We start from the raw sequence: 7,810 nt of genomic DNA on the forward strand, positions 1-7,810 counted from the left end.
TGTAACGAGTTGTAAAGTATAATTAAACCGAAGCGAACACAGAGGCCAAGTAGTATCAAATGCGAGTTGCGATCGCCGGAGCAGGCTTAGCAGGACTTTCCTGCGCAAAATATCTTACCGACGCGGGCCACACCCCCATCCTCCTAGAAAGTCGGGACGTACTCGGCGGCAAAGTAGCCGCCTGGAAAGATGCAGATGGCGACTGGTACGAAACCGGCCTCCACATCTTCTTCGGCGCATACCCGAATATGCTCCAACTATTCAAAGAACTTGACATCGAAGACCGGCTGCAATGGAAAGAGCACTCGATGATTTTCAATCAGCCGGAAACCCCCGGAACCTATTCCCGCTTTGACTTTCCCGACCTTCCGGCTCCCTTCAACGGCGTCGCAGCCATCTTGAGCAACAACGATATGCTCACCTGGCCCGAAAAAATCCGCTTCGGTATAGGTTTGATTCCGGCGATGCTTCAGGGTCAAAAATACGTCGAAGAAATGGACAAATACTCGTTTTCCGACTGGCTGAAAAAGCAAAACGTCCCCCCCAGAGTCGAAAAAGAAGTATTCATCGCCATGTCCAAGGCGCTCAACTTCATCGACCCCCACGAAATATCTGCAACCATACTGCTGACAGCCCTCAACCGCTTCTTGCAAGAGAAAAACGGCTCGAAAATGGCCTTTTTAGACGGTTCCCCCACAGAGAGGTTGTGTCAGCCGATGGTAGACTACATAACTGAGCGCGGCGGCCAAGTCCGGCTGAATGCACCCATCAAAGAGTTTTTGCTCAACGATGACAACACGGTGCGCGGCTTCCACATTCGGGGGGTAAAAGGGGCAGAGTCAGAAATTCTGACGGCCGATATTTACGTTTCCGCTATGCCGGTTGACCCGCTCAAGTTGATGATGCCGAAACCTTGGGGCGAAATGGATTATTTCAAACAGCTCGAAGGCTTGGAGGGAGTACCCGTCATTAATGTACACTTGTGGTTCGATCGCAAGCTAACTGAAATCGACCATTTGCTGTTCTCGCGATCGCCCCTGCTGAGCGTCTACGCCGACATGAGCAACACCTGCCGCGAATATGCCAACCCAGACAAATCAATGCTGGAACTGGTTTTAGCACCGGCCAAAGACTGGATAGGCAAATCTGACGAAGATATCGTCGCAGCCACAATGGTCGAGTTAGAAAAACTCTTTCCCGATCAAATCCCAGAACCAGCCAAACTGCTCAAATATCACGTAGTCAAAACCCCTCGTTCCGTCTACAAAGCCACTCCCGGACGCCAGCAGTGCCGTCCCACACAAACAACTCCCATTAGCAATTTCTATCTAACGGGGGATTATACAATGCAGCGTTATCTTGCGAGTATGGAAGGTGCCGTGCTTTCTGGTAAGCTGACAGCGCAGGCTATTTCGACGGCCAATAACAAATGAAAAATTAAGAATTTTTCATAAAAACGTAAAAGAATCTCCCGTTTTCTAAACGGGGGAATGTCAGTTCTAATCTTTAAATTTCTTATTCTCGGATGCTGCAACTGTCAAAACTCCAGTGCATGAGAACTCTGGCTTCTGTGGATGACTCTTACGAACTGTGCCGCCAAGTCACGGCGAGTTATGCCAAAAATTTTTATTTAGGCACTCAACTCATGCCCGAAGCGAAGCGTCGGGCGATTTGGGCGATTTACGTCTGGTGCCGCCGCACCGACGAACTCGTAGACGGGCCGGGTTCTGATGCAACGACCCCTGAAACCCTCAATCTGTGGGAAAAACGCCTAGAATCTGTGTTTGCCGGCCATCCTCACGACGACTACGACGTAGCTTTGGTGGATACGCTGTCTCGTTTCCCGATCGACATTCAGCCGTTTCGGGAGATGATTGCGGGCCAGCAAATGGATTTGTACCGCAGCCGCTACGAAACTTTTGAAGAGCTCAATCTTTACTGTTATCGAGTAGCGGGTACTGTAGGGTTGATGTCGATGTCTGTCATGGGTGTAGACGAATCGAAGTCCGCTGCTAATTGGAATTGGCACTGGGGGAATAGAATTCCCAAAGAAGAAGCCATCTCCCTCGGTATTGCCAAGCAGTTGACTAATATTCTGCGCGATGTCGGAGAAGACGCCCGCCGCGGTCGCATTTACATTCCCTTAGAAGACTTAGCTTTGTTTAACTACACCGAAGAAGATTTATTCAACGGTGTCATTGACAACCGCTGGCGGGAATTGATGCGGTTTCAAATTCAGCGAGCTCGCAAATTATACGCCAGCGCCGAACCCGGAATTAAAGTGCTGAGTCCCGATATCCGCTGGACAGTTTGGGCTGCTACCATGCTGTACAGCAGGATCTTAAATGCGATCGAACGCAATCAGTACGATGTTTTCCAGAAGCGGGCTTATGTTAGCAATTCTCAGAAACTGCTGTGTCTCCCCGCCGCTTGGCTGAAGTCAAAAGTGCTTTAGCCGCGGGCCGTATAGCTGGCGATTCGGCAACGGGTAAGGGGTATTTGTCAAGTTACAAATTATATGATGTCCAGCAAATTGCATATTAGATTTGTAGGGACGCGCTAGTGCCGTGTCCCTGCCTGCTGTGTGTCGATATAAGTCAAAGTGGCGGTGTAGCGGGTGAAATTTTCAATCGATCGATCGAACTTTCCAACAATTGCTTTTCCTGCTGGAGTTTTGCCTCTAAATTTTGAATTTGTTCCCGGCGGGCTTCAACTTCAATCAAGCGGCGAGACAATTCTTGACTCTGCAAAGTGAGAGATTGCCGCCAATCTTCTGCTTTCTGGGCTTCTTGCTGCAAAAAATCGGGAGTAAAGCCTGTTGTTAAATATTTATCTACTAATTGTAGCACCCAGTTGGTCGCTGCTTGAATATGTAAAATCTGGCTATTTTCGTCAACATTTGCTAATACTAAAATCCCTTCATTTAAAAGATTAGTTGCAGAGTTAATTTGATTTCGATCAAAATCTTTCTGTAATGTCAAGAAACTTTCTTCACTAAGAATAGCCCAAGTATCATCAGAATTTTGGCAAGCCAGCAATTGCAGACTTATCTCGCCTAAATTTTCCTGATTTTGTACTTGGGCTAAATATAACATGAGGGTAATTAGTAATTAGTTATTGGTTGTTAGATAGGGGTTATTAGTTATTTCTTGTAGGATTTGCGAGTTCGTAGGGGCGGGTTTTACCAACAATAATTGCCTGAAACTAACTATCTCGTAAACCCGCCCCCGCAAAAGTCAACAGTCAACTATTAAAACACCTTTAGCCGATCGCGCAAAATCTCCGCTTGTTTTTCGGCTTCCGCCAAAGCATCCCTCGCGCCCTGAACCACATCAGGAGTAGCCTTATCCACAAACTTCTGATTTGTCAAACGCGCCGCAGTATGCTTAATTTCAGCTTCCACTTTGCTCAACTTCTTTTCTAACTTAGCACGCAAAGCCACCAAATCCACCACCCCAGCCAGAGGAATCAATACTTGCACAGTACCGACAACCCCAGCAATTGTCTGTCCCAAATCTGCATCCAAACTAGCAGTAACTGTCAGATTTTCGACTTTTGCCAAATCCTGAATGTAAACGCCTCCATCTGAGATGATTTGGCGTTCTTTCTCGCTTTCGCTTTGCAAAATCGCCGTCACCTTCACACTGGGTTTGATATCAGCATCTGCCCGCAAATTGCGAATAGTGCGAATTGTACCGAACAACAACTCAAACTGCTGTTCTAATTCAGCATCTATTAGCGAGAGGTCGGCTTCAGGATAAGCTTGCAAAGCCAAACATCGATCGTCACCTGTTTGAGTCAGAGTGTGCCAAATTTCCTCAGTAATGTGCGGCATAAAAGGATGCAGCAGTTTCAGAATACCTTCCAACACAGAAGCAAAAGTTTGCTGTGCCACTTTCTTAGAATTTGGTTCAGCATCCTGCTGCAAGCGAGATTTTACTAACTCAATATACCAGTCACAAAAATCGCCCCAAATAAACTCATAAAGTCCCTTCGCCGCTTCCCCCAAACCGTAATTTTCCAAACAATTGCGGCTTTCTTGCACAACTTGATTGTAGCGAGAAAGAATCCAGCGATCGCACAATTCTAAATCCTCAACCGCAGGATGCCCCAATTGCTGCGGAGTCTGTGCCGACAAATTCATCATCACAAACCTGGCCGCATTCCACAACTTATTAGTGAAATTCCGGGAAGATTCCACCGATTTCGACTCATCAGTTTTGCGATCGTACTCCATGCGAATATTTTGACCGGCCCCCACCACTTCCTTAACCAAGGTGTAGCGCAAAGCATCAGTACCGTACTTACCAATCAACAGCAGCGGGTCGATACCGTTATTTTTACTCTTAGACATTTTCTGACCGTTTTCATCCAACACCAAACCGTGAATGTAAACAGTATCAAAAGGCATCTTTTCAGTAAAATGTCCTGCCATCATCGTCATTCTAGCAACCCAGAAAAAGATGATATCAAAACCTGTAACCAAAGTAGTTGTCGGATAGTAAAACTCCAAATCTTTAGTTTCGTCCGGCCATCCCAAAGTTGAGAAAGGCCACAACCCAGACGAAAACCAAGTATCCAATACGTCTGGATCTCTTGCTAGCTGCACGTCATTACCAAATTTAGCCGTAGCTTTTTCCTTAGCTTCAGCTTCAGTTTTCGCCACCACAAACGGCGTTGTATCAGTAATTTCGCCCTGGGTTTCGCTAACAGCATACCAAGCCGGGATTTGGTGTCCCCACCACAATTGTCGGGAGATACACCAATCCTTCAGCTTCACCAACCAATCGCGATAAACCTTTGTCCATCTGTCAGGAACAAAGACTGGTGAGTTACTTTGATCTAATGCTTCTAAAGCGCGTTGAGAAAGAGGATCTATCTTTACAAACCATTGCGTAGATATCAAAGGTTCGACCGGAACTTTGCCGCGTTCGCTGTAGGGAACTGTATGCTTATAATCTTCTATTTTAACCAAAAACCCGTCATTTTCTAACCGCTGCACCACATTCTTTCTGGCAACAAATCGGTCTTGTCCCTGGAACTCTCCGGCATTTTCATTTAAAGTGCCGTCCTTATTCATAATGTTAATAAACGGCAAATTGTGACGCTTACCCATCTCGAAGTCATTCGGATCGTGGGCGGGAGTCACCTTGACACAACCAGTTCCGAAAGTCGGATCGACAAACTCATCAGCAATGATTGGGATTTCGCGATTCACGATCGGCAAAGTCACAGTTTTACCGATAAGATGTTTGTAGCGATCGTCCTGTGGATTCACCGCCACCCCAGTATCACCCAACATCGTTTCCGGCCGAGTCGTCGCCACCTCCAAATAACCAGAACCGTCCGTCAAAGGATAGCGGAAATGCCACAAATGGCCCTCAACTTCCTGCTGGTCTACCTCCAAATCCGACACAGCAGACTGACTCGCCGGACACCAATTCACCAGGTAATTACCGCGATAAATCAGCCCCTCATCATACAAGCGGACAAACGCTTCTAAAACCGCAGCGGATAAGCCTTCATCCATCGTAAAGCGTTCGCGCGACCAATCGACAGACACGCCCAAACTGCGTAATTGATTAGTAATAGTATTGCCCGATTCAGCTTTCCACTCCCAGGCCCGTTCCAAGAATTTTTCTCGGCCTAAATCGTGGCGAGTTTTGCCTTCTGCTTTGAGTTGCTTTTCGAGAATAGTTTGAACTGCGATGCTAGCATGATCCGTTCCCGGCAACCACAGGGTATTGCGTCCAGTCATGCGGTGATAGCGGACGAGGACATCAATCAGCGTCTCTTCAAAAGCGTGTCCCATGTGGAGACTGCCGGTCACGTTGGGCGGCGGGATGACTACGCAGTAAGGTTCGCCGCCGGCTTCTGGGTCAGCTTTGAAGGTTTGGTTGTCTTCCCAGTATTTTTGCCATTTGGCTTCGGTGGCTTGGGGGTCGTATTGGGGGGGTAGGTTTGCGGTCATGGTGGCTTGAGAGTTTGATCTTATTTATGATTGTGCCACAGGAGAGGGAGGAGAAGAGTTTTGAACCGCATCCGCGTCAGAGGCAGAGGGAAGAGGGATATTCAAGGCGGGAAGTGTCAAGTTAAAATGAAGATAAAATTAAAAGGTTTGATGGCATTATGAATGTAGCAGCACTTCGACATCAAATCGATCGATGGCTCGATCGACTCTCTCCAGAACATCTGGCATTAGTTGCGAGTTTTATAGAGTTTCTAAGCCAAAAGCAACGTCAGGGGGTAATCATTTCGCAAAATAATCTGCCAGAGGTTTTCTCAGCAGAAATCCAAGAGATGCCTCCTGCTAATTCTTTTAGTATTCCAGAACCCTCAGAAATTGACGGAGAGGGCCAATCTAAAGCAGCGCTTCTACAAGATTTTCGGCAAGCTTGGCACGAAGCCATGACTGGGCAAACCATTTCGGTTGCTCAAATGTGGGAAGGAATTGAAAATGACTGACTTGCCCTTCATTCAAGTTATAGTTTCACCAACCTTCAATCGCAATTTACGCACTCTTGCAAAAAAATACCGCAGCATTCGCAATGATATTCAACCCATTATCGAACAACTCACACGGGGAGAACTGCCAGGACATAGAATTGCTGGAGTGGGTTATGCAGTCTTCAAGTTGAGAGTCCGAAATAGCGACAATCAAAAAGGTAAAAGTGGTGGATACCGTTTAATTTACTACGTCCAAACAGCAACGGGAATCATTTTGCTGACCCTTTACACCAAATCCGAACAAGTCGATATTGCAGCAGAGGATATTCAGAACATTATTACAGAATACGAGCAGCAGCAGAGCGAAGATCGAGAGGATATCTAAGAGTTGGGGAATCTTGCGCCGTCGAATATGAGGTTTCGACATCTTCAGTGGTAAAATCGTTTTTATATCTTATTTGACAGAAATCATTAATCCAAAAACCGCCTTTTCTCGGAGAAAGCCACGATTTTGCAGAGAAACCTGTTTTCTTTTTGCCTTAGTCCTACTGGTAAAACAACTTGCAATAATTAAGTATCGCAATGAATAACAGTTATCAAACTCCAGGGATTGGGTTTTTTGTTCTCAAACTCAAACAAAAGTTTATAGTTTGTAGGCGGGGTTGAACATCGTATAGCAACACGGGCGGCTGCTATACCTCGATTATTTCACCTCCTTATAATCAACTCCATAACTCGTATCTCTCCCCGACAAATACGTCGTTTTCCCCGTTAAAGTCTCCAGAGTTTTTTTCGTTTCAGCCGAAGTAATTGAATTCAGCGGCACGCCGAACTTGCTAGCCAAACCAGCGGCCACGCCCACACCTTGTCCTTGATAAATATTCACCGTCGCAATTCGCCCGACGGATACAGCCATACCGACATAACCGGACGATCGCCCGACAATGGCTAAATTCTTGACTTTGCTAGCCAAAGCGCTTTCTATGCCAAAATTATAGACTGGCAGTGGCGGAATTCTCGCAGATAAATTCTTGACTCCGCCCCGCATATCGAAATCGTAGGAAAAACTGCCGATCGACTTTTCAGGTACTGTTCCCCCTTTGATAATCTCCTGCCCCGTCAGCGGATCTACCACATCGCGAACGTTCAAAGTTTGCCTGATATAAATCTCGTCTGGAATAAATACTCTCACATCTTTCCCCGACTTCTTTTGTAGCCAGTATTGGAGAAATGACATTTCTCTAATCATTTCAGGAGTCGGTTTTCTGCCGTTAGCTTCCATCTTCATGATTTGGTTAACTTGGTATTTAAACAGAAACCCGTTCCAGGACAGCACATTTTTGTTATAAACGCAGACATTGCC

The 7,810-nt window shown here is 46.4% G+C and carries 7 protein-coding genes; 4 read left to right on the forward strand and 3 right to left on the reverse strand.

Annotated elements, in window-relative coordinates; genetic code table 11:
* Positions 1-59: 59 nt before the first annotated feature.
* Positions 60-1,433 (forward strand): 15-cis-phytoene desaturase, encoded by a 1,374-nt coding sequence (gene pds / locus QUA38_RS25865; protein ID WP_333166973.1) that lies wholly within the window; start codon positions 60-62, stop codon positions 1,431-1,433.
* 92 nt (positions 1,434-1,525) lie between these two features.
* On the forward strand, positions 1,526-2,455 hold the full coding sequence (gene crtB, locus QUA38_RS25870; protein ID WP_172186569.1) for a 15-cis-phytoene synthase CrtB: 930 nt from the start codon (positions 1,526-1,528) through the stop codon (positions 2,453-2,455).
* A 142-nt stretch (positions 2,456-2,597) separates the two neighbouring features.
* Here crtB and QUA38_RS25875 read toward each other — a convergent pair whose 3' ends face one another.
* Together QUA38_RS25875 and QUA38_RS25880 are read right to left on the reverse strand one after the other, a co-directional pair.
* A complete protein-coding gene (locus QUA38_RS25875) occupies positions 2,598-3,095 on the reverse strand; it encodes a hypothetical protein (protein ID WP_333166977.1) in 498 nt (165 codons plus the stop codon).
* A 155-nt stretch (positions 3,096-3,250) separates the two neighbouring features.
* Positions 3,251-5,971 carry a valine--tRNA ligase gene (locus QUA38_RS25880; protein ID WP_333166979.1) on the reverse strand — a complete coding sequence of 907 codons (2,721 nt, stop codon included), beginning with the start codon at positions 5,969-5,971 and terminating at the stop codon, positions 3,251-3,253.
* A gap of 158 nt (positions 5,972-6,129) precedes the next feature.
* On the opposite strand from QUA38_RS25880, the gene QUA38_RS25885 reads away from it, so the two are divergent.
* Together QUA38_RS25885 and QUA38_RS25890 are read left to right on the forward strand one after the other, a co-directional pair.
* A complete protein-coding gene (locus tag QUA38_RS25885) occupies positions 6,130-6,465 on the forward strand; it encodes a hypothetical protein (RefSeq protein ID WP_333025783.1) in 336 nt (111 codons plus the stop codon).
* Complete coding sequence (locus QUA38_RS25890; RefSeq protein ID WP_333166981.1) at positions 6,458-6,832, forward strand: type II toxin-antitoxin system RelE/ParE family toxin; 375 nt, start codon at positions 6,458-6,460, stop codon at positions 6,830-6,832. The genes QUA38_RS25885 and QUA38_RS25890 overlap by 8 nt, the downstream gene beginning before the upstream one ends.
* Positions 6,833-7,150: 318 nt before the next feature.
* On the opposite strand, the gene QUA38_RS25895 is transcribed toward QUA38_RS25890, so the two are convergent.
* Positions 7,151-7,810, reverse strand: a 660-nt coding sequence (locus QUA38_RS25895; protein ID WP_333166983.1) for an FAD-dependent oxidoreductase, incomplete at its 5' end; no start/stop codon positions are given.

Source organism: Microcoleus sp. Pol12B4 (assembly GCF_036701385.1).
Classification (GTDB): domain Bacteria; phylum Cyanobacteriota; class Cyanobacteriia; order Cyanobacteriales; family Microcoleaceae; genus Microcoleus.